General features: G+C 57.2%; 25 protein-coding genes. 6 read left to right on the forward strand and 19 right to left on the reverse strand.

The genetic code is table 11. The features are described from left to right. Genes EA20_RS0101835 through EA20_RS0101845 form a run of 3 tightly spaced genes read left to right on the forward strand, consistent with a single transcriptional unit; the run spans position 1 to position 3,204 of the window. On the forward strand, positions 1-951 hold the full coding sequence (locus EA20_RS0101835; RefSeq protein ID WP_024965212.1) for an ABC transporter permease: 951 nt from the start codon (positions 1-3) through the stop codon (positions 949-951). A gap of 16 nt (positions 952-967) precedes the next feature. Next, a complete protein-coding gene (locus EA20_RS0101840) occupies positions 968-2,602 on the forward strand; it encodes an FGGY-family carbohydrate kinase (RefSeq protein WP_024965213.1) in 1,635 nt (544 codons plus the stop codon). Next, positions 2,602-3,204: an SIS domain-containing protein gene (locus EA20_RS0101845; RefSeq protein ID WP_024965214.1), complete on the forward strand. Its 603-nt coding sequence runs from the start codon at positions 2,602-2,604 to the stop codon at positions 3,202-3,204. The genes EA20_RS0101840 and EA20_RS0101845 overlap by 1 nt, the downstream gene beginning before the upstream one ends. Positions 3,205-3,423: 219 nt before the next feature. Here EA20_RS0101845 and fabB read toward each other — a convergent pair whose 3' ends face one another. Continuing rightward, complete coding sequence (fabB, locus tag EA20_RS0101850; RefSeq protein WP_024965215.1) at positions 3,424-4,644, reverse strand: beta-ketoacyl-ACP synthase I; 1,221 nt, start codon at positions 4,642-4,644, stop codon at positions 3,424-3,426. 155 nt (positions 4,645-4,799) lie between these two features. Between fabB and mnmC the strand changes: the two genes are divergently transcribed. Beyond that, a complete protein-coding gene (mnmC, locus tag EA20_RS0101855; protein ID WP_024965216.1) occupies positions 4,800-6,800 on the forward strand; it encodes a bifunctional tRNA (5-methylaminomethyl-2-thiouridine)(34)-methyltransferase MnmD/FAD-dependent 5-carboxymethylaminomethyl-2-thiouridine(34) oxidoreductase MnmC in 2,001 nt (666 codons plus the stop codon). 63 nt (positions 6,801-6,863) lie between these two features. Here mnmC and EA20_RS0101860 read toward each other — a convergent pair whose 3' ends face one another. The 6 genes from EA20_RS0101860 to prmB form a co-directional block, all read right to left on the reverse strand. Beyond that, complete coding sequence (locus EA20_RS0101860) at positions 6,864-7,145, reverse strand: YfcL family protein (protein WP_024965217.1); 282 nt, start codon at positions 7,143-7,145, stop codon at positions 6,864-6,866. 26 nt (positions 7,146-7,171) lie between these two features. Continuing rightward, entirely contained in the window at positions 7,172-7,717 is a 546-nt protein-coding gene (locus EA20_RS0101865) for an elongation factor P hydroxylase (protein WP_024965218.1), read from the reverse strand. A 77-nt stretch (positions 7,718-7,794) separates the two neighbouring features. Beyond that, positions 7,795-8,601, reverse strand: coding sequence for a sulfite exporter TauE/SafE family protein (locus EA20_RS0101870; RefSeq protein ID WP_024965219.1), 807 nt, complete (start codon positions 8,599-8,601; stop codon positions 7,795-7,797). A 9-nt stretch (positions 8,602-8,610) separates the two neighbouring features. Then, a complete protein-coding gene (gene mepA, locus EA20_RS0101875) occupies positions 8,611-9,435 on the reverse strand; it encodes a penicillin-insensitive murein endopeptidase (RefSeq protein WP_024965220.1) in 825 nt (274 codons plus the stop codon). A gap of 2 nt (positions 9,436-9,437) precedes the next feature. Further along, positions 9,438-10,523, reverse strand: a complete 1,086-nt coding sequence (gene aroC, locus EA20_RS0101880) for a chorismate synthase (protein ID WP_024965221.1) — start codon at positions 10,521-10,523, stop codon at positions 9,438-9,440. Between the two features lie 86 nt (positions 10,524-10,609). Next, positions 10,610-11,542, reverse strand: coding sequence for a 50S ribosomal protein L3 N(5)-glutamine methyltransferase (gene prmB / locus EA20_RS0101885; protein WP_024965222.1), 933 nt, complete (start codon positions 11,540-11,542; stop codon positions 10,610-10,612). A 182-nt stretch (positions 11,543-11,724) separates the two neighbouring features. Here prmB and smrB point away from each other — a divergent pair, with 182 nt between their 5' ends. Continuing rightward, positions 11,725-12,276, forward strand: a complete 552-nt coding sequence (gene smrB / locus EA20_RS0101890) for an endonuclease SmrB (RefSeq protein WP_024965223.1) — start codon at positions 11,725-11,727, stop codon at positions 12,274-12,276. A gap of 60 nt (positions 12,277-12,336) precedes the next feature. On the opposite strand, the gene sixA is transcribed toward smrB, so the two are convergent. From sixA to EA20_RS0101910, 4 genes are all read right to left on the reverse strand, one after another. Then, a complete protein-coding gene (sixA, locus tag EA20_RS0101895; RefSeq protein ID WP_024965224.1) occupies positions 12,337-12,819 on the reverse strand; it encodes a phosphohistidine phosphatase SixA in 483 nt (160 codons plus the stop codon). A gap of 210 nt (positions 12,820-13,029) precedes the next feature. Then, positions 13,030-15,147 carry a fatty acid oxidation complex subunit alpha FadJ gene (gene fadJ / locus EA20_RS19485; protein ID WP_038381470.1) on the reverse strand — a complete coding sequence of 706 codons (2,118 nt, stop codon included), beginning with the start codon at positions 15,145-15,147 and terminating at the stop codon, positions 13,030-13,032. Continuing rightward, on the reverse strand, positions 15,147-16,457 hold the full coding sequence (gene fadI, locus EA20_RS0101905; protein WP_024965225.1) for an acetyl-CoA C-acyltransferase FadI: 1,311 nt from the start codon (positions 16,455-16,457) through the stop codon (positions 15,147-15,149). Before fadI ends, fadJ begins: the two co-directional genes overlap by 1 nt. A gap of 160 nt (positions 16,458-16,617) precedes the next feature. Further along, a complete protein-coding gene (locus tag EA20_RS0101910) occupies positions 16,618-16,914 on the reverse strand; it encodes a YfcZ/YiiS family protein (RefSeq protein ID WP_081772545.1) in 297 nt (98 codons plus the stop codon). Positions 16,915-17,285: 371 nt separating this feature from the next. Between EA20_RS0101910 and fadL the strand changes: the two genes are divergently transcribed. Continuing rightward, positions 17,286-18,569, forward strand: a complete 1,284-nt coding sequence (gene fadL, locus EA20_RS0101915) for a long-chain fatty acid transporter FadL (protein ID WP_024965227.1) — start codon at positions 17,286-17,288, stop codon at positions 18,567-18,569. Between the two features lie 110 nt (positions 18,570-18,679). Here fadL and mlaA read toward each other — a convergent pair whose 3' ends face one another. Genes mlaA through EA20_RS0101955 form a run of 8 tightly spaced genes read right to left on the reverse strand, consistent with a single transcriptional unit; the run spans position 18,680 to position 25,096 of the window. Continuing rightward, entirely contained in the window at positions 18,680-19,441 is a 762-nt protein-coding gene (mlaA, locus tag EA20_RS0101920; protein WP_024965228.1) for a phospholipid-binding lipoprotein MlaA, read from the reverse strand. 33 nt (positions 19,442-19,474) lie between these two features. Beyond that, entirely contained in the window at positions 19,475-20,686 is a 1,212-nt protein-coding gene (ccmI, locus tag EA20_RS0101925) for a c-type cytochrome biogenesis protein CcmI (RefSeq protein ID WP_024965229.1), read from the reverse strand. Beyond that, positions 20,683-21,144, reverse strand: coding sequence for a cytochrome c-type biogenesis protein (locus EA20_RS0101930; RefSeq protein ID WP_024965230.1), 462 nt, complete (start codon positions 21,142-21,144; stop codon positions 20,683-20,685). Before EA20_RS0101930 ends, ccmI begins: the two co-directional genes overlap by 4 nt. Further along, on the reverse strand, positions 21,141-21,698 hold the full coding sequence (locus EA20_RS0101935; protein WP_024965231.1) for a DsbE family thiol:disulfide interchange protein: 558 nt from the start codon (positions 21,696-21,698) through the stop codon (positions 21,141-21,143). Before EA20_RS0101935 ends, EA20_RS0101930 begins: the two co-directional genes overlap by 4 nt. After that, positions 21,695-23,650 (reverse strand): heme lyase CcmF/NrfE family subunit, encoded by a 1,956-nt coding sequence (locus EA20_RS0101940; protein WP_024965232.1) that lies wholly within the window; start codon positions 23,648-23,650, stop codon positions 21,695-21,697. Before EA20_RS0101940 ends, EA20_RS0101935 begins: the two co-directional genes overlap by 4 nt. Beyond that, positions 23,647-24,126 (reverse strand): cytochrome c maturation protein CcmE, encoded by a 480-nt coding sequence (gene ccmE / locus EA20_RS0101945; protein WP_024965233.1) that lies wholly within the window; start codon positions 24,124-24,126, stop codon positions 23,647-23,649. Before ccmE ends, EA20_RS0101940 begins: the two co-directional genes overlap by 4 nt. Continuing rightward, the gene (ccmD, locus tag EA20_RS0101950; protein WP_024965234.1) at positions 24,123-24,356 is read right to left on the reverse strand and encodes a heme exporter protein CcmD; all 234 of its coding nucleotides are present in this window, start codon (positions 24,354-24,356) and stop codon (positions 24,123-24,125) included. The genes ccmE and ccmD overlap by 4 nt, the downstream gene beginning before the upstream one ends. Continuing rightward, the gene (locus EA20_RS0101955; protein ID WP_024965235.1) at positions 24,353-25,096 is read right to left on the reverse strand and encodes a heme ABC transporter permease; all 744 of its coding nucleotides are present in this window, start codon (positions 25,094-25,096) and stop codon (positions 24,353-24,355) included. The genes ccmD and EA20_RS0101955 overlap by 4 nt, the downstream gene beginning before the upstream one ends. Positions 25,097-25,117 lie beyond the last annotated feature (21 nt).

Here is a 25,117-nt window from a genome sequence, read left to right on the forward strand (position 1 = left end):
ATGATCGCGCTGACTAAAATCCTGCCTGGCGACCGGATTATCCGGCTGCAGTTACTGATGATCGTGCTGGTGATGGTGCTGTTTTCCCTGACGCTGGGAGGACGCTTTTTCAGTGCCGGAAACTTTCAGTCCATCGCCACGCAGCTGCCGGTGCTCGGCCTGCTGGCGCTTGGCATGGGACTGACCATGCTCACCGGCGGTATAAACCTGTCGATTATCGCCAGCGCCAACGCCTGCTCGCTGCTGATGGCGGCCATTATCGTCGCTTATCCCGGCCCTCAGTATCTGCTGCTGGCCCTGCTGGCGGGCGCGTTGCTGGCGGCGCTGATTGGTACGGTAAACGGCTTATTGATTGCGGTAATTGGCGTCTCGCCGATTCTCGCCACGCTGGGCACTATGACGCTGATTACCGGGCTGAATATTCTGCTGACTAACGGCGCGGTGATCTCCGGCTTTCCCCCGCTGATCCAGTTCCTTGGTAATGGCGACCTGTTCGGCATTCCTTTCGCGCTACTGCTGTTTCTGGCGATCGCCTTTGGCCTCTGGGTGGTACTGGAGCAGACCACGCTGGGGCGCACTATCTATCTGCTCGGCTCGAACGAGCAGGCAACCCGCTTTAGCGGCGTCTCCACCGTAAAAGTTATCGTCACCGTCTATATTCTCTCAGCGCTGCTGAGCTGGGGAGCGGCCCTGCTGATGATGTCGATGTTTAACTCAGCCAAGGCGGGCTACGGCGAATCCTGGCTGCTGATTACCATCCTTGCTTCGGTGCTGGGCGGCGTCAATCCCGACGGCGGTTTTGGACGTGTTATCGGCCTGGTGCTGGCGCTGATCGTTTTACAGATGCTGGAAAGCGGACTGAACCTGCTGGGCGTGAGCAGTTATCTGACGATGGCGCTCTGGGGCGGTGTGCTTATCCTGTTTATCGCATTGCAAAATCGCAGAACCTGATGGACGAGGCTTAACTATGACGAGTTATTATCTGGGTGTGGATGTGGGAACCGGCAGCGCACGGGCAGGCATCTTCGACTGCAAAGGACGCATGATGGGCCAGGCCAGTCGTGAAATTGCGCTGTTTCGTCCGCAAGCTGATTTTGTTGAGCAATCCTCTGAAGATATCTGGCAGGCGGTCTGCCAGTCAGTACGGGATGCCGTTAATCAGAGCAATATAAATCCGGTGCAGATCAAAGGGATCGGATTTGATGCCACCTGCTCGCTGGTGGTGCTGGATAAAGAAGGCAAGCCGCTGACGGTGAGCCCTTCTGGCCGTAGCGAGCAGAATATTATCGTCTGGATGGATCACCGGGCGATCGGGCAGGCTGAGCGGATCAATGCAACGCAGCACCCGGTGCTGGAATATGTCGGCGGCGTGATTTCACCTGAGATGCAGACGCCGAAACTGCTGTGGCTGAAGCAACATATGCCGAACAGCTGGCAGAATATTGGCCACCTTTTCGATCTGCCGGATTTTCTGACCTGGCGGGCCACCCAGGATGCCACCCGCTCACTCTGCTCGCTGGTCTGTAAATGGACCTATATGGGCCATGAGAAACGCTGGGATGAGAGCTATTTTCACCAGATCGGCCTGGAGGATTTACTGGCGCACGATGCGGCAAAAATCGGCAGCGAGGTGAAAACGATGGGCGAACCGCTGGGGCATGGTCTGACACAGCGCGCCGCCTCAGAAATGGGCCTGCTGCCTGGCACGGCGGTCAGCGTTTCGGTAATAGATGCGCATGCCGGCAGCCTCGGGACGCTGGGCGCGTCGGGCGCATCTGGTGAACATGCCGACTTTGACCGTCGCATCGCGCTGATTGGCGGCACCTCAACCGGCCATATGGCCATTTCCCGTGCGCCCCGGTTTATTAAAGGCGTCTGGGGACCTTACTTTTCGGCGGTGCTGCCCGATTTCTGGCTTAATGAAGGCGGGCAGTCGGCGACCGGCGCGCTGATTGACCATATAATCCAGTCACATCCCTGCTATGCGCAGCTTCGCGAGCAGGGAAAATCCCAGGACAAAACGATCTATGAAGTTCTGAACGATCTGCTGCGAAGGATGGCCGGTGAACCGGAGAATATCGCTTTCCTGACCCGCGATATCCATATGCTGCCCTACTTTCATGGCAACCGTTCACCGCGCGCCAACCCCAATCTGACGGGGATCCTGACCGGCCTGAAGCTGTCACGTACGCCGGAAGATATGGCGCTGCACTATCTCGCCACGATTCAGGCTATCGCGCTGGGCACCCGACATATTATCGAGACCATGAACCAGAGCGGCTACAGCATCGACACCATTATGGCCAGCGGCGGCGGCACCAAAAACCCCGTTTTTGTGCAGGAACATGCCAACGCGACCGGCTGCGCCATGCTGCTGCCGGAGGAGAGCGAGGCGATGCTGCTGGGAAGCGCGATGCTGGGCACCGTTGCCGCCGGCCTGTATGAAACGCTGCCGGAGGCGATGAATGCCATGAGCCGGGCGGGCAAAACCGTCACGCCGCAGACCAACGAAATCAAGCGCTACTACGATCGCAAGTATCGGGTGTTCCGCGAGATGTATCATGATTATATGAAGTACCGGCAGATGATGCAGGAGGCGTGATGAAAGAGGATCGAGCCTGGCAACAGGCCTGCACAAGCTGGCAGGTTTACAGTCGTACCCTGGCCGCGCTGGCGCACAGTATCGATCGCCAGCAGTGGCATGCCATCTGCGATCGGATCGCCAGCTGCAGAGGCAAAATCGCCGTTACCGGTGTTGGCACGTCCGGTGTTGCGGCGCGTAAAATCGCCCATATGCTGGCCTGTATTGAGCAACCGGCTGTCTGGCTGAATCCGGCTGATGCGGCCCACGGTGATATAGGCTTTTTACGTGGCGAGGATCTGTTAATTATGATCTCAAGAGGCGGCAATTCAGACGAACTGGCGCGTCTGCTGCCCGCCATTAAGGCGAAAGGGACGCCGCTTATCTGCGTCACGGAAAACCCGGCCTCCGCACTGGCCCAGGCGGCAGAGCTGCGGCTGATTACCCCGCCCGTCAGGGAGATCGATCCGCTCAATATGCTGGCGACAACGTCGATTATGGTGGTGCTGGCGCTCTTTGACGGAATGCTTCCCGATCTGATGACCCGCAGCGGTTTCGGCAAAGAACGTTTACTGACCGTGCATCCGGGCGGTAATGTGGGCAAACAGCTACGCGATGAATAGCGTACACGGCTGTGTATGGGTTTTCCGTCAGGCTGGTGTCCAGGCAACGTGGGGGGAACTGGTACTGAAAGCGAGGCATCTCATGCCATGAAGAGCGCGGGCCGGCGTTTGCCGGATGAGGCTTTTTGCATCTTTATGGCCAGGCCCGGATTATCCTTCAGCTAACCAGTAAGCAAAAAGGGATGGCCATAAGCCATCCCTTTTTTATCCGCGCGGTGATTACAGCTTGCGCATAACCAGCGTGGCGTTGGTGCCGCCGAAGCCGAAGCTGTTGGACATGACGGTCTTCAGCTTCTGTTCGGTCGGTTTGGTGACGATATTCAGGCCTTCCGCCGCCGGGTCCAGCTCGTCAATGTTGATGCTTGGCGCGATGAAGCCATGCTCCAGCATCAGCAGCGAGTAGATCGCTTCCTGCACACCTGCGGCGCCCAGCGAGTGGCCGGTCATCGCTTTAGTGGCTGACATAGCCGGCGTGCTGTCGCTGAACACTTCACGAATAGCGCCCAGCTCTTTCACGTCGCCCACCGGTGTGGAGGTGCCGTGGGTGTTCAGGTAGTCGATTGGCGTATCAACACCCTGCATCGCCAGACGCATACAGCGCATCGCACCTTCACCTGAAGGAGCAACCATATCCGCACCGTCAGAAGTCGCGCCGTAGCCGACCACTTCAGCGTAGATATGCGCGCCGCGCGCCAGCGCGTGCTCCAGCTCTTCCACCACGACCATACCGCCGCCGCCAGCAATGACGAAGCCGTCACGGTTGGTATCGTAAGTACGGGACGCCTTTTCTGGCGTTTCATTGTACTTGGTGGAGAGCGCGCCCATGGCGTCGAACTCACAGGACATTTCCCAGCACAGTTCTTCACCGCCGCCTGCAAACACCACATCCTGTTTGCCCAGCTGGATCTGCTCTACAGCGTTGCCGATGCAGTGCGCTGAAGTGGCGCAGGCGGAGCTGATAGAGTAGTTCACGCCATGGATCTTAAACGGGGTCGCCAGGCAGGCAGAAACGCCGGAAGCCATCGCTTTGGTCACCATATAAGGCCCCACGCCGCGCAGGCCTTTCGCCCGCATGCCGTCAACGCTGGCTGCCTGATAGAACGGCGAACCGCCGCCGGAACCCGCCACCAGACCAACGCGCGGGTTGTTCTGATACTGTTCGTCGGTCAGGCCGGAATCTTTTACTGCTTCCAGCATAGAGATGTACGCATAAATGGACGCATCACTCATAAAACGCAGTACTTTGCGGTCGATGAGGCTGGAGATTTCGTCTTTAGACAGTTTGACGTTACCCCAGACGTGACTACGCATGCCGGAATCTTTCAGTTCCTGAGAGAAGGTAATACCGGAGCGGCCTTCGCGTAATGACGCAAGAACTTCCTCCTGGTTATTACCGATGCTGGAAACGATACCCAGGCCAGTAATCACTGCACGTTTCATTCAATACCTCATCACTTCTTATATTAGGATTCGGGGACACTTTAGCTTACAGTTGTACGCCGAACAAGTCCGATCAGCGGGATACTTTTGTAAATTTGCGTGCTCTGGCTCACACCGTTACAATCGCTGCACCGCCTGATAACCGAGCATTTGCTGTGAAAACCTCCCCCATTACGCATGCTGAACTGAGCTGGAACGAACAGGGTACACCTGTATCCCGAGCCTTTGGCGACGTCTATTTCTCTGACGAAAGCGGCCTGGAGGAGACGCGGCATGTTTTCCTCGGCGGCAATCAACTTCCTGACCGTTTCGCTGACCATACGCGCGATCTTTTTATTGTAGCGGAGACCGGTTTTGGGACTGGTCTTAATTTTCTGGTGCTCTGGCAGGCGTTCGATCGCTTCCACCAGCAGCAGCCCGGCGCAAAGTTACAACGTTTACATTTTATCAGCTGTGAGAAATATCCGCTTAATCTGAACGATTTAATCAGCACTCATGCCCGCTGGCCAGCGCTGGCCAGCTATGCTGCCGCGCTCCAGGCGCAATGGCCAGAGGCGCTGCCCGGCTGTCACCGTCTGCTGCTGGCGGGTGGGCGCATTACGCTCGATCTCTGGTTTGGGGATATTAATCAGCTTATTGATGATTTTGATGACAGTCTGAACCAGCAGGTCGATGCCTGGTTCCTTGATGGCTTCGCGCCGTCAAAAAATCCTGATATGTGGACGGCTGACCTTTTTGTCCGCATGGCGAAAATGGCGCGCCAGGACTGTACGCTGGCGACCTTCACCGCCGCAGGCTTCGTCCGTCGCGGGCTGATTGAGGCGGGCTTTAGCGTGGAAAAGCGCGGTGGTTTCGGCCCTAAACGGCATATGCTGAGCGGCGTGATGCATCATCCGGTTAACGTAAAACCGCAGGCGCCCTGGTACGCGCGGCCAGCAGCGACAGGCGATGAGATGGCAATTATCGGTGGCGGTATCGCCAGCGCTCTGCTCTCGCTGGCGCTGCTGCGTCGCGGTAAGCAGGTAACCCTCTACTGCGCCGATGCCGGGCCGGCAGCCAATGCATCCGGTAACCGTCAGGGGGCGCTCTACCCGCTGCTGAACCAGCACGATCCGGCGCTGGCCGCCTTTTTTCCGACAGCGTTCACCTTTGCCCGCCGCCTGTTAGATCAGTTGGAGGTCACCTACGATCATGAGTGGTGCGGCGTCACCCAGTTAGGCTGGAATGAGTCAAGCGCGGCGAAAATCAGCAAGATGCTGGCGATGGGCCTGCCGGAAAGTATTGCACGCGGTGTCAGCCAGGCGGAAGCCGAAGCACTTTGCGGCGTGACCACTGGCTGTGGCGGCATTACTTACCCGCTTGGCGGCTGGCTTTCCCCGGCTCAGCTTACCACCGCCCTCTTCCAGCTGGCCGAAGCGCAGGGACTCAGGACGCACTGGCAGCATCGGCTGACCTCGCTTACATCTGCTGAGGAAGGCTGGCAGCTAAGTTTCTGCGATCGGCCCGACGCCAGGCATGCTAACGTGGTGCTGGCCACCGGCCACGAACTCGCCTCGCTGGCGCAAAGCGAAAAGCTTCCCGCCTATGCCGTCAGCGGGCAGGTCAGTCATGTACCAACCACGCCAGTATTGCGTCAGCTGAGACAGGTAATCTGCTACGAAGGCTATATGACACCGGCCAATCCCGCTAACCAGGCGCACTGCCTGGGGGCAAGCTACCATCGTGGTGAGAGCACCGCCGTTTACCGTGAAGAAGATCAGCAGGAAAACCTCGACAGGCTTCGCCGCTGCCTGCCGGAGGCGGAGTGGGTAAATGACGTGGACGTCAGCGGCGGCGAGGCCCGCTGCGGCGTACGCTGCGCGACCCGCGACCATCTGCCGACGGTCGGCCCACTGCCCGATTACGATCGCACGCTGTCGCAGTATGCCAGTCTGAAGGACAACCAGGAACAAGCCGAAGCCGCGCCGGTCCATCCGGGATTGTTTGTGCTGGGAACGCTGGGTTCCAGAGGATTATGCAGCGGGCCGCTGGCGGCGGAAATACTGGCTGCCGGGCTTTGCGGTGAACCGGTACCGCTGGATCGGGAGACGCTGGCGGCCCTTCACCCTAACCGCTACTGGGTAAGACGATTACTGAAAGGGAAAGCGGTCAATTAGCGAGTGGTCAGCCTCTGCTGAGCCACAAAACTGACGGCGGCGGAGCATACCCCGCCGCGTCTTTCAGGCGGACTGGCGTGCCTGAAGGAAAAGATTGTCCCACATGCCGATAACCAGCGCCTGATCGCGGGGAGATAGCTCGCCCGCCTGGATGGCGTTCTGCAGGCTTCGCTGTACCTGGATCTGCAACGCCTCCGGAGTATGTTCACCCGACTGCTCAATCTCCGCCACCGCCAGCGTGAGATGCCCGCGCAGATAGCCGCTGGCAAAGAGTTCATCGTCGCTGGCGTGCTCGACCATATCGTCAATCAGTGCCAGGATTCGCGCTTCAAATTCATCGATCATATCGTTCTCCATTGTTCCCCCGTTCATCACAGATCTTCCGGCCAGGGAAACTGTGCTGGCGTCAGCGGGGGAGTTGAGTAAAAAGTGCAGAGTTCTGCAATAAAGCGCGCAGGCCGGGCGGGTATCCCCTGTTCCAGGTAGGTCATGACCTGAGCGTGAACCTTTCGCTGAAATGCGACGCGATCGGGCTCACAATCTCCGCTGAGATTGTCACAACTTACGTTGAAGGGAAAGCCTGCGGCAACACAAAAGAGCCACTCCAGCGCCTGAGGCTTCACCTCCACCGACTCAAACTGACTCTGCGTCGCCGCGTCACGGCCATCAGGACAGTACCAGTAGCCAAAATCGACCAGCTTACGGCGTGCCTCACCGGCAATGCACCAGTGCGATATTTCATGCAGCGCGCTGGCGTAATAGCCGTGGGCGAAAATGACGCGGTGGTAATCCACCTCTTCATCTGCGGGAAGATAGATCGGTTCATCCTCGCCTTTAATCAGGCGGGTCTGAAAATCATGAAAAAAGCAGCGATCGAAAATATCAGTCAGCTGCGAATAATGGTGTGAAGCGTTCATCATTGTTGTTCTGCAAAATAAAAAAACTGCGCAATTGTGACACTAAGCGTCTGACGTATCCACTTTTCCGGGCTGAATCATCTGGCAAAGAGCTGGTGGAACCAGAGCGCGATCGCCACGCCATGACTGTCCCAGAGCAGCTTGGCGCTCATGATCGCCGAGACGATGACCACCATCGGCCTGACCAGCGTCTGCCCACGACTCAGCACCATGCGCGCGCCGAGCCTGGCGCCGCAAAAAGCGCCTACCAGCATGATTAACCCGGTTCCCCAGACCACTTTGCCACCCAGCATAAAGAAGAGCAGACCGCCGAGGTTTGAGGTGAAGTTAAGGACCTTAGCGTGGGCGGTCGATTTCGCCAGGTTGTAGCCACAGAGCGTGACAAACGCCAGCGCGTAGAAGGAGCCAGCGCCGGGTCCGAAGAATCCATCGTAAAAACCGACGCAGCCCCCCGCCACCAGCGCAAAAGGCAGTCCGTGCAGGCGGCGATGACGATCTTCTTCGCCCACTTTTGGCATCAGCAAAAAGTAGAGGCCGATGGCAATCAGCAGCAGCGGCAAAACCTGCCTGAGCAGATCTGCCTGGATATGCTGGATTAAAATGGCACCAGCCACCGATCCGATAAAGGTCATCGCGATGTTGAGCTTCTGCTCGCGCAAATCCACCGCTTTACGCCGGACAAAATAGAGGCTGGCAGAGAACGAGCCGCCAACGGACTGCACCTTATTGGTCGCCAGCGCCTGCGCCGGGGAAAGCCCGGCGGACATCAGCGCCGGGACGGTAAGCAGGCCACCGCCACCGGCGATGGAATCGATAAAGCCCGCCAGCATGGCCACTAAAAACAGCAGCCCGACCAGCAGCGGGCTGACGACAAACCAATCCATGTTATTTTCCTAAAGAAGGTGTTTATCCAGTAGCGCCTGACAGGATGGCGGCAGCGGCGGCGGCTCGCGCTTCACCGGCGCACCGCTGCCGGGTGCAGGTGGCGCAAACCAGCTTTGCAACTCGGCACCGCAACCATCGCCCGGCGGCGGCGGCGTCTGCTCTTCACACTCCAGGCTTCCTGCCGGGCAGCGGAGACGCACATGCATATGCGCGCGATGCCCAAACCATGGCCGTACTTTACGCAGCCAGTCACGATCCGCACCGGCATCGGCGCAGAGCTGTTTTTTTATTGCCGGATTGACGAAGATGCGCGTAACCGCTTCATCCTTCGCCGCCAGCTTGATCAGGCTGTCAATTTCAGGCTGCCAGTGACGTGCCACCACGTTTTTTCCACTGGCCGCAACCAGATCCAGCGGCTGAGGTTTCAGCAGCCTCTGCGGCGTCCAGCGGGTTTTTGGCAGCTGCAGCCAGATATCCACATCCAGCCCCGACTGATGGCTGGCATGTCCACTGCTGAAACGTCCGCCAGCAGGCATCCCCATATCGCCGATCATGACCTGACCCAGCTGGAGGTTATGTACCTGGGTGCTGAGCCGCTGAATAAACAGGATCAGATCGGGATGGCCAAAATAGCGACGCTGATCCTGGCGCATCACCTGATAACCCGGCGCATCCAGCGGCAGCGCCTGCGCGCCAATAATACAGCCGTTAGAAAAAGCACCGATCGACTGGGGCTGACCGCTGACAGGCCGTTCAATTGACTGCCAGGGCGTGGCGGCCAGCGAAGCCGTGGTGAACAGCAGCGCACTCAGCAGAAAACAGGCTCTTTTCATGGTTACCAGCGCGGGATCGTCGTTTGCACGTCAGCGTTTTGAGCGCGCTGGCGTAGCAGATGGTCCATTAACACAATCGCCATCATCGCTTCCGCGATCGGCACGGCACGAATGCCGACGCAGGGATCGTGTCGCCCTTTGGTGATCATCTCCACCTCTTCACCAAAGCGATTGAGGGTTTTGCCCGGCACGGTAATGCTGGACGTGGGTTTCATCGCCAGGGTGGCCAGAATCGGCTGCCCGCTGCTGATACCGCCCAGAATGCCGCCCGCGTGATTGCTCTGGAAGCCGTCAGCCCGGATTTCATCCCGGTGTTCGCTGCCGCGCTGATTAACCACCGCAAAGCCGTCGCCAATCTCCACCCCTTTCACCGCATTGATGCTCATCAGGGCATGGGCCAGATCGGCATCCAGCCGGTCAAATACCGGTTCCCCGAGGCCGACCGGCACGTTTTCCGCCATCACCGCCACTTTGGCACCGATGGAGTCACCCTCTTTTTTCAGCGCACGCATCAGCGCATCCAGCGCCGGGAGTTTATCCGGATCGGGACAGAAAAACGGGTTTTGCTCCACCTGATCCCACGCTTTAAGTTCACAGCTCACGTCGCCAATCTGCGCCAGATAACCGCGAACTTTAATACCGTGCTTCATGTCCAGATATTTTTTGGCGATAGCGCCAGCGGCAACGCGCATTGCCGTTTCGCGGGCTGAAGAACGCCCACCGCCCCGGTAATCACGCAGGCCATATTTCTGCTCATAGGTATAGTCTGCATGGCCGGGACGAAACACATCCTTGATCTCGCCATAATCCTGAGAGCGCTGGTCGGTATTCTCAATCAGCAGGCCGATGCTGGTTCCGGTGGTGACGCCTTCAAAGACGCCGGACAGAATTTTGACCCGATCGGGTTCACGACGCTGGGTGGTGTAACGTGAAGTGCCGGGACGACGGCGATCCAGATCGTGCTGGAGATCGGCCTCGGTCAGAGGAATACCTGGCGGCACACCATCAACAATACAGCCAAGCGCCACCCCGTGGGATTCCCCAAAGGTAGTGACGCGAAAGACCTGCCCAATCGTATTACCAGCCATCTGAACTCCTGAGTGATTCTGAAAAAGGCGCTGCGCCTGCCGACAGACCACAGCCCGGCGGCAATCCTGACGCCCTGAAAAGGATTTTAATCTTTATAAATGCTGAAATGGTGCTGCGCGTCAACAATCTGCTGGCGGGTCAGCATAAATACACCGTCGCCGCCGTTGGCAAATTCCAGCCAGGTAAAGGGCACGTCGGGATACTGTTCCATCATATGCACCATGCTGTTACCCACTTCGCAAATCAGTACACCCTCTTCGCTCAGATAGTCAGGCGCATTAGCCAGAATCCGGCGTGCCAGCTTCAGGCCATCGCTGCCCGCCGCCAGACCCAGCTCCGGCTCGTGACGATACTCATCGGGCAGGTCGTCCATATCGTCGCCATCCACATAAGGAGGGTTAGTCACGATAAGATCGTAAGGCGTTTGAGGCAGTTCGCGGAAAAGATCGGCGCGAATCGGGGTGACGTTATGCTGAAGACCGTGCGCGTCGATATTTTGCTCGGTGACGGCCAGCGCGTCCGTTGAGATATCCACCGCATCCACTTCCGCTTCCGGAAACGCATAGGCGCAGGCGATGGCGATGCAGCCGCTGCCGGTACACATATCGAGAATGTAGCGGGGCTCATGGGGAAGCAGGCCGGCAAAACGTTCGTTGATCAGCTCACCAATCGGCGAGCGAGGCACCAGTACGCGTTCATCAACGTAGAACTCATGACCGCAGAACCAGGCTTTATGCGTGAGGTAGGCAACCGGAATGCGCTCGTTAATGCGGCGGATTACACGCTCGACAATACGGTGGCGCTCGCTGGAGGTCAGGCGGGCATTACGCATATCTTCCGGGATATCAAGCGGCAGATAGAGCGTCGGAAGCACCAGCTGAACGGCTTCATCCCAGGGATTATCGGTGCCATGACCGTACCAGAGTCCGGCTGCGGAAAAACGGCTGACCGACCAGCGCAGCATATCCTGAATGGTATGCAGCTCACTGACTGCCTCATCAACGAAAATTTTGTCCAATGTGCCCTCCACAGGCCTTGCAGAAACTCGGCAGCTAGTTTGCCATGAAGTGCCATTAAATTCAGCGCAGCGGGGTGAAAAAGCTGACATTTGTTTTTCATCGGCGAAAGTCAGGGTAAACTGGAAAAAATGTAAGCGGCACTGAGCCGTCGCGCGCCGGAAGAGCGGAAAAAGATAATTCAATGAGTAAAAAACAGAATCTCAGTCCGGAAGATCAGGCGCTGTTTCGCGGACTGATGAGCGGCACCCGTAAGCTGACGCAGGACACTATCGTCCATAAGCCTCAGCGAAAAAAAACGTCGGAAGTTCCCCAGAAACGCCTGCTTTCAGAGCAGATGGATAACAGTCACTATTTTTCAGATGAATTTCAGCCGCTGCTGGCGGAGGAAGGCCCGGTACGATACGTCCGCAGCGACGTCAGCCATTATGAGCTGAAAAAACTGCGTCGCGGGGACTATACACCGGAGATCTTTCTGGATCTGCACGGCCTGACGCAAAAGCAGGCTAAGGAAGAGCTCGGCGCGCTGATTGCCGCCTGCCGCCGTGAACATATTTTTTGCGCCAGCGTGATGCACGGGCATGGCAAGCATGTGCTGAAACAGCAGACGCCGCTCTGGCTGGCCCAGCACCCGATGGTGATGGCTTTTCATCAGGCGCCGAAGCTGTTTGGGGGAGATGCGGCCCTGCTGGTGCTGATCGAAGTGGAGGAGTGGCTTCCGCCCGAACTGCCGTAGCGCCGGTAAGAAGCCTCAGAAACGAAGAGAACGGGCCGGAAGGGACCGGCCCGCGGGGCCTCAGATGGCCCGGGCAAGCTTGGCGGGGCTAACCTGCCATTCCAGCTTGCCGCTGCCGCTTTCAGCATCATAGGCGATGCAGGCGATGGCGGAAGTCGCAAACATCGGCGGCGCTTCCTGTGGGCAAAGCTCAGAAACCAGATAGCCCACCAGAGGCAGATGCGAGATGACCAGCACGGCCTTGACGCCCTCGTTTGCCAGTACCTGGAGATAGGCCGCCACCTGGGCGGGATCGCCACCCGGCGTCAGTTCCGGCAGCACCTCCTGCTGTTCAGGCAGGTTAAGCCCTTCACGTACCGTGCTCAACGTCTGTTCAGCGCGTAAATAAGGGCTGACCAGCACACGTTCAATATCCACCGTCTGTCCATTGAGCCAGTCCGCCATCTGGCGGGACTCATCGCAGCCGCAATGAGTCAGAGGTCTTACCGAATCACTAGCCGCATCCAATGCCGCATCGCCGTGACGCATAATGAAAACTTGCATAATGCACCGCTGTTGTTAAACATTAACGCCGGAAAACCGCGTTCACCGACTCTTCATTCTGCGAATGAACGCTGTGTTTTACCCTAATGCCGGAAGACAAGTCAACCGATTGTTTACTTAATGAGCACATTACAGAATGTGGCCAGCCCACCTTTTGGCTGGTGCGAAATCTAACCCCCTGAATCCTCATGGCTATTCACCAAAGGCCTGTTAATAAAAGCGTTCTCCCGCCTGCGCCATCTGTCTGAGGCGCTCGCAAGGGGCGAATCGCTCCCCGTGCATATTCGTCAGTCTCTCTGACAGTGAGACAACCTGCGCCAGGCCCAGATGATCCATATAACGGAAAGGTCCGCCTAAGAATGGCGGAAAACCGATGCCAAATACCGCGCCGATATCGCCATCGCGGGCGCTGCGGATCACACCTTCATCAAGCGTTCTGACCGCTTCATTCAGCATCAGCATGACGCACCGCTGCGCAATATTTTCCCTACTCAGATGTGACTTCGGCGTCACATTCAGCAACGAATAGATCGACCGATCGACACGTTTTTTACGTCCCAGTCCTTTCGTGCCATATAAATAGAAACCGCGCCCGTTTTTGCGTCCTTTACGATTATCGTTTAATACCGCGCTGAACGCTTCCGGCGCCCGGAAACGCTCACCCCATGCCTGTTCCAGCACAGGTAAAATATGCGTGCCGACGTCGATGCCCACTTCATCCAGTAACTGTACCGGGCCTACCGGAAAACCAAACTGTACCAGCGCTTCGTCAATCTCCTCAACCGGCTCGCCTTCCAGCATGCAGCGCATCGCCTCATTAATATAAGGTGCCAGAATGCGGTTGACGTAAAAGCCGGCCCGGTCGGCGACCACAATCGGCGTTTTGCCCTGCTTTTTGGCCAGTGCAACCGTGGTGGCAATCGTTTCGGCATCGGTGCCAGCATGCGGGATCACCTCAACCAGCGGCATCTTATCTACCGGACTGAAGAAGTGCAGACCAATCACTTTTTCAGGACGCTGCGCGTTTGCCGCAATATCACTGATAGGCAATGAAGAGGTATTGGAGGCAAAAATGGTGTGCGGCGATGTACAGGCCTCCACTTCCGCCACCATCTGCTGCTTGAGAGAAAGCTTTTCGAACACGGCCTCGATAACCACATCGCGGTGCTGAAATCCCTGGTAGCGGATAGTGCCGGTAAGCAGCGCCATCTGCTGCTGCCGTTCCGCTGGCGTCATGCGCCGCCGCTTCACCTGCTTACTCAGCAGATCCCAGCTGTACTTCATCGCATGGTTAATGCCTTCTGGCGTCACATCCTTTATTCGTACCGGCAGCTTGCCGCGGGTAGCGGTGACATATGCAATCCCTCCGCCCATTAATCCGCCGCCCAGCACGCCAATCTTTTTCAGCGGACGCGGTTCAGCGGGCGCGCCCGTCTCTTTTTTCATTTCCGTCGTGGCAAAAAAGAGGCTTCTCAGCGCAGCCGATTCTGGTGTCATTACCAGTTGGCCAAAAGCTTTCGCCTCAGCGGCATAGCCGCTGCTTCTGCCCTGTTGCAAACCGGTACGTACCACGGTCAGGATCTTCTCAACGGCTGGATAGTTGCCACGCGTTTTAGCCTGTGCCCGTCTGCCCGCCAGCGTAAATAGCAGTGCCCTGCCCGCAGGTCCGTTCAGCAGGCGTTCGCGCAGCGGCAGCGTTTTTTTCAGCTGACGCCCTTTTAATACCATTTTTACCGCTGTCTCCAGCAGAATAGCGTGCGGGACCGCGTCATCAACCAGCCCGAGCTTCAGCGCCTGCCTGGCGCGCAGCGTTTTGCCGGTAAGCATCATATCGAGTGCGCCCGAAGCGCCGATCAGTTCAGGCAGCCGCTGCGTGCCGCCCGATCCCGGTAACAGCCCCAGCTGTACTTCCGGCAGCCCGAGCCGGGTTTTATCATCCAGCGTACAGACGCGCTGATTGCAGGCCAGCGCCAGTTCCAGACCGCCGCCGAGACAGGGACCGTGGATCGCAGCAACGACAGGCAATGGCAGCGCGGCGATTTCCGCCATCACTTTTTGTCCTTCCAGCGCCAGTGCTTCCGCATCTCTGGCGGTTTCACACCGGGCGATCATCGAAATATCAGCACCGGCGATAAAAGAGTCCGGTTTGCCGGAGATCAGAACAAGGCCAGCAAGGCTGGCGTTTTGCCGCGCCTGCGCAATAACCTCCCGGATTTGCTCAGCGAAGGCCGCCTTAAGGGTGTTCATTTTTTCCCCAGGGACGTCCAGGGTAATCACCCCTACGTTGTCGGCACGCATCGTCAGGGTAAATGCAGATTGCTTCTCCATTATTCGGCCTCCAGAACCATCGCTGCACCCAGACCACCCGCCGCACAGGCCGTCACCAGGCCCAACCCACCGCCGCGTCGCCGCAACTCATTGAGGGTCTGAGTAATCATCCTCGCGCCGGTGGCGGCAAAAGGATGACCATAGGCGATAGAACCGCCCAGCACGTTAAATTTCTCTTCATCCACCTCGCCCAGCGCATGAGGCCGGTTCAGTACTTCCCGCGCGAACCGTTCATCAGCAAACATCTTCAGGTTCGCCAGCGTCTGGGCAGCAAACGCTTCGTGCATATCAATCAGCGTCAGATCCTGAAGCGTGATGCCGGCACGATCCAGCGCCAGCGGCGAAGCCCATGATGGCCCCAGCAGCATATCGTGGCGGACATCGATCGCGGTAAAAGCGTAGCTGCGTAAATAGCCCAGCGGCGTAATCCCGAGCGAACGGGCGCGCGATTCGGTCATCAGGATTACTGCGGCCGCGCCATCTGTCAGCGGCGTGCTGTTCGCGGCGGTTACGCTACCGTGCCGGCGGTCAAAGGCAGGACGAAGTTTTGTATAGTCAGCGAGTGAGGAGTTTGCCCGCACATTATTGTCCTGTTCAAAAGGCGCGCGCCACGGCGGGACAAATGCCGTCATCACCTCTTCCGCAAGCTTACCTTCCTGCCAGGCTTTGGCGGCCTTCTGATGAGATCGGTGGGCCAGCGCATCCTGACTTTCACGGCTGATGGCGTGACTTTTTGCCATCTGCTCAGCCGTATCCCCCATGCGCAAGCCGGTTGAGTACTCGGCGACTGCTGGCGGTACAGGCAGTAAGTCACGCGGTCGCAGCTGGCTGAACAGTTTCATTTTCTGTGAAAAACTGCGCGCCTTGCTGAGATCCACCAGCACGCGTCCCAGCTTTTTGCTGACGCCAATCGGCAGTACCGAGGAGGAGTCCGCGCCACCTGCGATTCCTGCCTGAATATGCCCCACCATCAGGCTTTCGGCCACGTTAGCCACTGCCTGAAAGCTTGTGGCACAGGCACGGCTTACGCTCCAGGCATCGGTATGGACGCTCAGACCGCTGCCGAGAACGATTTCACGGGCGATATTGGGTGCTTCAGGCATCTGCACGACCTGGCCGAATACCAGCTGCTCAATAATGTCCGGAGGAATGTCGCTGCGGGCCAGCAGTTCGCTGACCACCATCCGGCCAAGTTCAACCGCCGGGATCCCATGCAGCGCGGTCGCCTGACGAGCGAAAGGGGTTCGCAGTCCGTGAGTGATGGCGATACGTTCGCCCTGACGCGTCAGCAAGGGTGAGGCTTTGCTCATACTTGTTACCTGTAAAAGAGAGAACCGGCGTCATTGCCAAAGAGGTCTGACCTGTAAGATTAACAACTATCTTACATTCTGCATCAGGATCGCGAGGAAAATGGGAGAGAAGACACGCTTTTTGTGAGAGCGGGCAAGCCCGCTCAGGATCACGAGGGGATTAACGCAGGCCGAGCTGGAAAATCATTGTTTCTGCCTGACAGCTAAAGGTAAAGCTGGCGTCCAGGCGCACGCCCTCTGGCTGTTCAGTAAATTCACTCTGAATAAGGCAAGGCTCGGATTCTACCTGGCGGGCTTTTTCCGTCAGCGTGGCCAGCATGGCTTCCGCCTCTTCGCGGGAAGCATAAAGCTGGCTCCAGCTCGCGGTACAGTCGGTGTTATCCATAATGGTGCCGACATCTACACAGCAGCAGGCAGCGGTTTCATTGGCGCTGCATTTATTAATCGCGTGAGTCATAGAGATCTCCAGTTAGCCGCCCCGCAGGGCGCAAAACAAATCAGCCTATAGTTTACCTCCGCTTGACTTTAATGTCCGGTCAACTCGCGCCGCCAGTCCATTAAGTGACGGAAATCACGGTTAAGATTGATCTGTAACAATCCAGCCTCTCTTTCCTCTTTTAGGTATGTCATATTTTTGTTAAGCAGATCGCTTTTTATCGATCAAAACGGAAATATTCCTAAAACAATATTGCAACTTACGTAGAGGTCGGACCTATACTGGGGCCACTGGTCTGATTTGTTAGCGGTATATCAGCCCCTACAATTTGCGCCCCCTTGTTACGTTATGTAACAAAGTTTAATAAAAATCAGATTAATGAGGTTGTGGTCATGAACCATAAATCCCTGTTTGCAAAGTCTGCACTCGCAGCAGCAGTGGCACTTATCTCTTCCAACGTTTACGCCGCCGGTTTTCAGCTCAATGAGTTCTCCTCAATCGGACTGGGCCGCGCCTATTCTGGTGAGGGAGCCATGGGGGATACGGCCGCTTCCGCCAGCCGCAACCCTGCCACCATGGCGCTGATGGACCGCCCGATGTTTTCCATCGGCGCCGTATTTATCAATCCCGATGTACATATTGACGGTGACAGCCCAAGCGGCCAGAGCTTATACGCGAAAAATATCGCGCCAACCGCATGGGTACCTAATATTCATTATGTTCAGCCGCTGAACGATCAGTGGTGGCTGGGCGCCTCCGTCACTTCTAACTATGGCCTGGCAACGGAATTTAATAATGACTACACCGCAGGCTTGTATGGCGGCAAAACGGATCTGGAAACCGCTAATCTGAATTTAAGTACCGCCTATCGCCTTAATGAGCACTTTACGTTTGGGGTCGGTTTTGACGCCGTCTATGCGAGAGCCAAAATCGAGCGCTATGCGGGTGAGTCTGGCCCGGCACTCGGGCTGGCCCGTGACACGCAAGTTGCGCATCTGAAAGGTGATGAGTGGGGATACGGCTGGAACGCCGGCATCCTTTATGAGGTGGATGAAAACAATCGCTTTGGTTTTACCTACCGCTCTGAAGTCAAAATCGACTTTGACGGCGATTACAAAAGTAATATCCCCGGCGCTTTCAACCCGGTCAACGATGCGCTGAACCTTGGTCTGCCATTTGGCACCAGCGGCAGCACCATTCCGGGTTCGCTGACGCTGAACCTCCCTGAGATGTGGGAAGTGTCCGGCTATCATAAAGTGGCGCCGCAGTGGGCGGTCCACTACAGCATGGCGTATACCAGCTGGAGTCAGTTCCAGGAGCTGAAGGCGACAGGCACCAACGGCCAGACCCTGTTTGAAAAAGAAGAAGGCTTTAAAGATGCCTACCGCATCGCGCTGGGTACCTCCTACTTCTATGATGCTAACTGGACGTTCCGCACCGGTATCGCCTTTGATGACAGCCCGGTTCCTGCCGACAAACGCTCGATCTCCATTCCCGATCAGGACCGCTTCTGGCTGAGCGCAGGCACATCCTATGCCTTCAACGAGGACGCTTCCGTGGATGTGGGCATCGCCTGGATGCATGGTCAGAGCGTGACGGTGAAAGAAGGCGATTACACCTTTAACTCCTCCGGCAAAGCCTGGCTCTACGGTGCCAACTTCAACTATAAGTTTTGATTAACAAATCAGCCTGAATCTGAAACTTCATCGGCTGGTTCTTATCCATAAAAAAGCCTGTCTTCCGACAGGCTTTTTTACTGTTCTGCTAACCCTTTTGCGGATAAGTGCTATTCCGCATCAATATCCTCAAGATCGCCCTGGATCGCCGAGGCGTTTGGATTTTCCTGCGGAACCAGCTTGCCGTCGCTGGCCAGGAAATCGTGACGCTGGAAATAAGCCGCACGGGCAAACGCGTAAGGATCCTGGCTGTTGCGCAGGATCGCATCGGAATCCAGCAGCTGCGCGCGGGTTTCAATCCCTTCCACCGCCCATTTCCCGGCGGACATCCACCAGGTCAGCCAGCTGAGCGGGACATAGAGGTTATCGACAAGCCCGCCGATATCCTCACGCGGCGTAAATCCACCATAAGCAGGTACCTCGACATAGGGACCATAGCCGACGCCGTAATGCCCCAGCGTGCTGCCGAACTCCCGCGGCTCTTCCTTCGCCAGTTTCGGGTTCGCCATGGTGGCGACGTCAATAAAACCCCCCATCCCCAACAGGGTATTGAGGAAAAAGCGGTTAAAGTGAATCATCGCCTTATAAGGTTTGCCTTCGATGAAGTAGTTGACCATCGTCGAAGGCTCATCAAGGTTGCTGAGGAAGTTACCCAGACCGGTACGCGCCGGGGCCGGAACGTAATCCCGCCAGGCAACGGCTACCGGCCGCACGACGTACGGATCGAGGACGTTATAGTTAAAGTTGAACATCGTCCGGTTAAACCCTTCGAACGGATCCGATCGTCCCTGCGGCTGATCCGCCGTGTTCGAGCTGGCACACCCCATCAACAGTACGCTTGCCAGCGCAATGCCGGTAACACGGTAGCTCATAGCTGTCTCCCTGTAGTCAAATAATTGCTGCGGCTAAGGCTGCTGGCGATCGGTCTCAACGGCAAGCTGCTGATGTCCGTCAAAAGGCATCACCGCACTGCTGCCAAACCAGTCTCCCGACTGCGGACTGGCGCTGCCATCGCGTGAAATCCGAACCCTGACCTGTACCTGGCGCTGCGCGGAAAGTAGACGCTCAGGCATCATGGCGTTGCTGTCATCCAGCGTCAGCGACAGTGGAAAATGGCTCAACGGCATTTTCTTCACCGCCACCGGGACGGGAGAAACACCATCGGAAACGGAAATATACAACACTCCGCCGTTTTGTAACATTTTTTCGGCTTCCGGAACGATCGATACCGTCAACGCCAGGCGGCTCGTTAACTTACCGGATTGCGCTTCCGCCTGACCGATACTGCGCTCAATCATCTCACGACGTCTGTCGTCAGCGGGTAATAACGTTAACATTTTTTGCCAGACATAAATGGCCCGATCGTAGTGCTGCTGCGCATACGCGTTAAACGCCTGCAGGCTAAGTATGTGCAAATTGCCGCTGTCCTGCTGGCTCATTTCCGCCAGCATCACGCCAGCTTCACGAACATCTTCTGGATCCTGAGATCGGGACATCACGTCCGCATAGCTCAGCTTGATCTCCTCATTGCCGGGCGCAAGCAGTAAAGCATGCCGGAAGGCCTGCATGGCGGTAGCGCCATTGTTCAGCACCATGCCGATCCGCCCCAGCATCAGCCAGTCACTGATGTTGTCCGGATCCCGTTGCAGTGAGGTACGCAGCCCCAGGCCAAGGCGCGCTAACTGCTCCATCGTCAGCGGCTTTGCCCTGGGGTTCATAACCTGCGCGCGCAGGGCGGGAAGCTCACTGGTGGCCCGCTGCCAGTCCACGACTTTGTTATAGCTACCTGTCTTAAAATAGAGTCCGATACTGAGGGCGAAAAGAATAACCACGCCGGGGATCAGCACCCAACCTCCGATACTGCGTCCGTCACGCTTCACACCGGCGGGAATATCCATCAGCAGGGTCTGCTGTAATTCGCGGATCATCTCAGCCCGTTCGCCAACAACGCCCTGCGCTTCATCTTCTTCCAGCTCCCACAGACGCTGATGATAGAAAGTGGTATTAAGTTTATCCCGATCTTCTGCAACTGAGCGCTGTCTGCGGCCACCGGCCAGCAGCAGTACGGCGCTGGCAGCAATAAGGAGTACCAGAAGGGTTAGCCATAAACCGCTCATAATTGCTTCCTGTCAGATTTTAACAGCGCCTCTAAACGCTGCTGCTCATCCTCATCCAGCACGTTGCTGGTAAGCTGACGGCGGCGGCTTCTGAGGATAATGACCAGCGCACCGGCAATAACAAACAGCACCGGTCCGGCCCAGAGGATCAGCGTCGACGCCATCACCGGCGGATCGTACGTCACAAAGTTGCCATAGCGCGCCACCATGTATTGCTTCACCTGCTCCGGCGTCTGGCCGGTCTGCAACAGTTCGTAGACTTTCAGGCGCATATCGGCGGCGATCATCGAATTGGAGTCGGCAATACTGTTGTTCTGACATTTCGGACAGCGCAGGGACTGCGTTAAATGCCGGTACTGCTGCTCCTGATCGGCGGAACTAAATTGTCGGGTATCTATGTTATCGGCCAGTACGCTAAAGCTAACCAGCGTTATCAGCATAATGATAAAACGCGTCATGCCCCCGCCTCCCTGCTGTATTTCTCCCATAGCGGCTTCACTTCCTGATTCCAGACCTCGTCGTTCATATCCCCCGCGTGGCGATAGCGGATAATGCCTTTACCATCGATCAGGAAGGTTTCTGGTGCGCCATAAACCCCCAGATCCAGCCCCAGCATCCCGTTACCGTCGTACAGGCTCAGGGCATAAGGATTGCCCAGGGTATTGAGCCAGGCAATCGCCTTGGTGCGGTCGTCTTTATAGTTCAGGCCCACGACCCGGATGCCTTTTATCGCCAGCGTATTCAGGTACTGATGCTCCGCCCGGCAGGTCGGACACCAGGTGGCCCAGACGTTGAGTAAAACTGGCTTACCGCTAACCAGCACGCTGCGATCGTAAGTTTTACCGGGCTGCTCAAGCGATTCCAGCCTGAAAACAGGCACCGGCTTACCGATCAACGCTGACTCCAGCCTGGTGGGATCGTCACCCTGCGCGTTTCGCGTCAGCTGCCACATCAGCGCGGCCGCCAGCAGCAGAAAAAGCACCAGCGGGATATAAAGTATTTTCCGGTTCATGCCTGCTCCCTCTGGGCTTTTTTGCGTGAGCGGTAACGCGGATCGAGCAGGCAGAAAACCCCGCCAATCGCCATAAAGAGGCCACCAAACCAGATCCAGCGAACGAAAGGTTTATAGTAAATCCGTACGGCCCAGGCGTTATCGTCAAGTTCCTCACCCAGCGCGGCGTAGAGATCGCGGGTAATACCCCCGCTGATGGCGGCCTCCGTCATCATGGTATGCGCCACGCTGTAATAGCGTTTCTCCGCGTGGAGCGTTGCTTCATGTTTGCCGTTACGGGTGACGTCAATGATCCCGACCGCACCGGCAAAGTTCGGCCCCTCAAGATTCTGCACGTCACGGAAAGTGAAATGATAACTATGGATATCGAGCGTATCGCCAGCCTGCATACGTACGTCGCGCTCGACGCTGTAGTTCTGGCTAAACGCGATACCGATAACGGTCACCGCCACGCCGAGATGGCCCAGTACCATTCCCCAGTGGCTGCGGGAAAGATGCCTCAGTCCGGTAAAGAAAGGGTGGCGATGCGTCGCCCGCTCGTGCAGCTCCATCAGCGTCAGAAAAATAACCCAGATCGCCATCAGCAGGCCCACCACTGCCATCGCTTCAATACGATCCTGCATCAGCCACGGCAGGCTGACCGACAGGATCAGCGTGCCGACCAATGCCAGCGCGAGGCGCTTCCACAATTTTTGCGGCTCGTCACGCCGCCAGCGCACCAGCGGCCCCACGCCTAACATCAGCGCCAGCGGCGCCATCAGCCAGGTAAAGAGCGTATTAAAGAACGGCTCGCCGATTGAAATGGTGCCCAGACCGAGCTGCTTATGCACCAACGGCAGCAGCGTTCCCAACAGCACCACCAGCATGGCGGCGATCAGCAATACGTTATTGCCCAGTAAAAAAGATTCGCGTGACCAGACCTCATTCTGTACCCGGCCACGCACTTTGCCGCCTTTAATGGCGTAAAGCAGTAGCGAGCTGCCAATCACAATCACCAGGAAGGCGAGAATAAACATGCCGCGAGCGGGATCGGAAGCGAACGCGTGTACCGAAACCAGCACGCCGGAACGCACCAGGAAAGTGCCCAGCAGGCTGAGCGAAAAGGCCGCTATCGCCAGTAAGACGGTCCAGGCCTTAAAGCTGCCGCGCTTTTCGGTGACCGCCAGCGAGTGGATCAGCGCGGTCCCGGCGAGCCATGGCATCAGCGAGGCGTTCTCAACCGGATCCCAGAACCACCAGCCGCCCCAGCCCAGCTCGTAGTAGGCCCAAGCTGAGCCAAGAACAATACCGATCGTCAGGAAAATCCAGGCGGCGGTCGTCCAGGGACGTGACCAGCGCGCCCAGGCCGTATCCAGCCGTCCGGCCATTAGCGAGGCGATCGCAAAAGCAAAAGCGACCGAGAAACCTACATAGCCCATATAAAGCAGCGGCGGGTGGAAAATCAGCCCAATGTCCTGCAGCATCGGATTCAGATCGCTGCCGTCGATGGGAAAATCAGGCAGCGTGCGGATAAAGGGGTTCGAGGTAAGCGTGATAAACAGCAGAAAGCCGAGATTAATCATCCCCATTACCGCCAGCACGCGGGCGATGGCATCGGCTGGCATGCTGCGGCTGAACAGCGAAACGGCCATTGTCCAGGTGCTGAGCAGCAACAGCCAGAGCAGTAGCGATCCTTCATGTGCGCCCCATGTGGCGGCGATACGATAATACACCGGCAGCAGGGTATTCGAGTTAGCCGCTACATAGGCCACGCTGAAATCATTGACCACAAACGCCTGCACCAGCAGCGCAAATGCACCGGCCACGCAGGCAAACAGGACGTAGCTGAGCGGGCGCGCCAGCCCCATCAGCCTGGCATCCTGCCGCGCCGCGCCCCAGAGCGGATAGATGCTTAACAACAGCGACACCGCCAGCGCAAGACAGAGCAGGAAACTGCCAATTTCCGGCATCATGGGCGCGCTCCCGGCGCGCCGTCAGGCGCTTCGTTAACCTTTTTCTTCATCGCATCCTCGATTTCGGGCGGCGTGTATTTTTCATCGTGCTTAGCCAGCACTTCTTTCGCCCGGATAAGATTCCCATCCTCCAGCACGCCCTGCGCCACCACGCCCTGCCCTTCGCGGAACAGATCGGGAAGGATACCCTGATAGGTCACGCTCACCACGCCATTAAGATCGTAGAGCTTGAAGGAAACCTGGAGCGTCGCCGGATCGCGTCTGACGCTTCCCGGCATTACCAGGCCTCCCACACGCAGACGCTGACCCGGTTCGGGTTTAATCTGCGCATCTCCTTTACCGTGGATGATTTCACCTGGCGTATAGAAAAGATCGATGTTTGCACGCAACGCATACATCACCAGTGCAGTAGCCAGGCCGAGGCCGGCCAGGATAGTAATCGCCACGATGAGGCGTTTTTTACGGCGGGGGTTCACTGCGCTTCTCCTGCCGCTTCGGCGGCTATTTTTTTACTTTTCGCTGCCCGTATCCGACGTTCTCGGGCCTGACGCTGACGAATATCGGCCAGCAGACGGCGCCGCTGCAACAGCGTATGCATCACCAGCCCGCCGAGTGAAATCAGGGTACAGACTACCGCCAGCCAGACATAGAAGGCATAGCCGCCCATCGCGAAGAAGGCGTGCCAGGAAACAAATGCGGGCATCATGATGTACGGCCTCCTTTGGTCACGACATCCGCGACCCAGGGACGATTGCGCTCGGTGAAAAGCAGCAGGTTACGCAGCCGCATTAGCGTCAGGGCGATAAATACCAGCAAATAGCCCAGAATCGACCAGCGCAGCGGCGTGCGCATGCTGGGTGCAATGGCCTGCTGAAGCATACCGGAGGAGCCCTGATGCAGCGTGTTCCACCACTGTACTGAATAGTGAATGACTGGCAGGTTAACGACGCCGACCAGAATAAGTATGCCGGCTGCCCTGCCCGCCATCCGGCGGTCATCAAAGGCGTTATAGAGCGCAATAGATCCCATATAGAGAAACAGCAAAACCAGCTCGGAGGTGAGCCGCGCATCCCAAATCCACCAGGTACCCCACATCGGCTTGCCCCAGGCGGCTCCCGTCACCAGCGCAATGAAGGTGAAGACCGCCCCAACGGGTGCCATCGCCGCGGCGGCTAAATCAGCGGTTTTCCACTGCCAGACCAGGCCAGTAAAGGCGGCAATGGCCATCGACGCGTAAATTCCCATCGACCACATCGCCGCAGGAACATGAATATAGATGATACGGTAGCTGTCGCCCTGCTGATAATCAGCCGGGGCAAAACCAAAGCCCCAAATCCAGCCAAGAGAGAGCGTGGCGATGCCGGATACCCCAAACCAGGGCACCAGGCGACCACATAACCGGTAAAGCCGATCCGGCCGGGCCATCTGATGTAACCATTTCCACATTGTTATATTGCTCGCAGTCAA

The sequence above is a fragment of the Pantoea sp. IMH genome (assembly GCF_000599885.1).
Classification (GTDB): Bacteria; Pseudomonadota; Gammaproteobacteria; order Enterobacterales; family Enterobacteriaceae; genus Erwinia.